The 2535-nt window shown below is 66.6% G+C and carries 2 protein-coding genes; both read right to left on the reverse strand.

What is annotated here, in order from left to right:
- On the reverse strand, positions 1-1154 hold a 1154-nt coding region (locus tag VTU_RS28090; RefSeq protein WP_040893108.1), incomplete at its 3' end, for a SwmB domain-containing protein.
- Positions 1060-2535, reverse strand: a 1476-nt coding sequence (locus VTU_RS0118055) for a SwmB domain-containing protein (protein WP_029554538.1), incomplete at its 5' end; no start/stop codon positions are given. The genes VTU_RS0118055 and VTU_RS28090, both read right to left, overlap by 95 nt.

Consider the following 2535-nt stretch of genomic DNA (forward strand, 5'->3'; position numbering starts at 1 on the left):
GCGGCTGCGGTATTCACGGCATCCAGATTTCCCACATCGGTGTAGCTCAGCACCAGCAGCTTGCCGTTGACCGTGGCGCTGCCCAGCACCGGGGCCGTGGTGTCCCGGACCTGAACGGCCTGGTCCATGAAGCTGGCCGCTTCGTTGCCGGTCGCATCCTGTATCACGTTCTCGCCGGTCTCGGGCCGGGTGTAGCTCAGCTTGAGCGTTTCGTCGCTGGTCACGTCGCGGCTCAGCGTCAGCGTCACGGTCTTGCCCGTGACGGCCACGCTGTTCACGCGAATGGCCATGTTGCCCGCGCTGCTGAGCGCAAAGGCCGCGGCGGCTGCGGTATTCACGGCATCCAGGTTGCCCGCATCGGTGTAGCTCAGCTCCAGCAGCCTGCCGTTGACCGTGGCGCTGCCCAGCACCGGGGCCGTGGTGTCCGGGACCAGGTTGCTCACGGCCTGGTTCGTGAAGCTGGCCGCGTCGTTGCCGGCCACGTCCTGTATCACGTTCTCGCCGGTCGGGGGCCGGGTGTAGCTCAGCTTGAGCACTTCACCACCGGCCACGCTGCGGCTCAGCGTCAGCGTCACGGTCTTGCCCGTGACGGCCACGCTATTCACGCGGATGCCCTCATTGCCCGCGCTGCTGACCGCAAAGGCCGAGGCGGCTGCGGTCTTCCCGGCACCGGCATCCAGGTTGCCCGCATCGGTGTAGGTCAGCACCAGTTCGTCACCGCGGACCGTGGCGCTACCCAGCACCGGGGCCGTGGTGTCCCGGACCTGATTCACCACGGCCTGATCCGTGAAGCTGGCCGCGGCGTTGCCGGCAGCGTCCTGTATTGCGTTCTCGCCCGTCGCGGGCCGGGTGTAGCTCAGATTGAGCGTTTCGTCGCTGGCCACGGCGCGGCTCAGCGTCAGGGTCACGGTCTTGCCCGATACGAGCACGCCGTTCACACTGATGGCCGCATTGCCCGCGCTGCTTACTGCAAAGGCCGCGGCGGCTGCGGTCTTGGCGACATTCAGGTTGCTCGCATCAATGTAGGTCAGCACCAGTTGGTCGCCGTTGACCGTGGCGCTACCCAGCACCGGGGCCGTGGTGTCCGGGACCCGATTGACCACGGCCTGGTCCGTGAAGCTGGCCGCGTCGTTGCCGGCAGCGTCCTGTATCACGTTCTCGCTGGTCGCGGGCGGTGTAGCTCAGCTTGAGCGTTTCGCTGCTGTCCACGGCGCGGCTCAGCGTCAGCGTGACGGTCTTGCCCGATACGATCACCCTGCTGACGCTAAGGGCCGCATTGCCCGCGCTGCTTACCGCAAAGGCCGAGGCGGCTGCGGTCTTCTCGGCATCCAGGTTGCCCGCATCGATGTAGGTCAGCGTCAGCTCGGTGCCGTGGACCGCAGCGCTCCCCAGCACCGGGACCGTGGTGTCCAGCACCAAGTTGCTCACGGCCTGGTTCCAGAAGCTGACCGCGGGGTTGCCTGCTGCGTCCTGTATCACGTTCTCGCCGGTCTCGGGCCGGATGTAGTCCAGATCGAGCGCCTCGCCGCCAGCCACCTCGCGGCTCAGCGTCAGGGTCACGGTCTTGCCCGATACGAGCACGCTGTTCACGCTGATGGCCGCATTGCCCGCGCTGAGCACCACAAAGGCCGAGGCAGCTGCGGTCTGCTCAGCATTCAGGTCAGTCGCATCGGTGTAGGTCAGCACCAGCTGGTTGCCGCGTACCGTGGCGCTGCGGAACACCGGCGCCACGCCGTCCTGGGCCAAGTTGAGCACGTCCCGGTCCGTGAAGCTGGTCGCGGCGTTGCCGGCAGCGTCCTGTATTACGTTGTCGCCGGTCGCGGGCCGGGTGTAGCTCAGATTGAGCGCCTCGCCGCCGGCCACCGCGCGGCTCAACATCAGCGTTACGGTCTTGCCCACGACAGCAACGCTGTTCACGCTGATGGCCGCATTGCCCGCGCTGCTTACCGCAAAGGCCGAGGAAGTTGCGGTCTTGAGAGCATCCAGGCCAGCCGCATCAATGTAGATCAGCACCAGTTGGTTGCTGTGGACCGTGGCGCTACCCAGCACCGGGGCCGTGGTGTCCGGGACCAAGTTGCTCACGGCCCGGTCCATGAAACTGGCCGCGTCGTTGCCGGCAACGTCCTGTATCACGTTGTCGCCCGTCTCGGGCTTGGTGTACTTCAGCTTGACCGTTTCGCCACCGGCCACGGTGCGACTCAGCGTCAGGGTCACGGTCTTGCCCGATACGGCCACACTGTCCACGCGAATGGCCGCATTGCCCATGCTGACCACCGCAAAGGCCGAGGCGGCTGCGGTCTTGCGTGCATCCAGATTGCTCGCATCGGTATAGGTCAGCTCCAGCAGGTTGCCGTTGACCGTGGCGCTGCTCAGCACCGGGGGCGTGGTGTCTCCTGGCGCGGGCGTGTTGTTCGTCACCGCCTGGCTGCTGAGGTCTGCTGCGCTGTTGCCGGCGGCATCCTGGACCCCGCCGGTCGCTGGCTTGGCGTAGTTGACGGTCACTGTTTCAGCGCTGGTCACGGCGCGGCTGAGCGT

It is taken from the genome of Verminephrobacter aporrectodeae subsp. tuberculatae At4, assembly GCF_000193225.1.
Taxonomy (GTDB): Bacteria; Pseudomonadota; Gammaproteobacteria; order Burkholderiales; family Burkholderiaceae_C; genus Acidovorax; species Acidovorax aporrectodeae.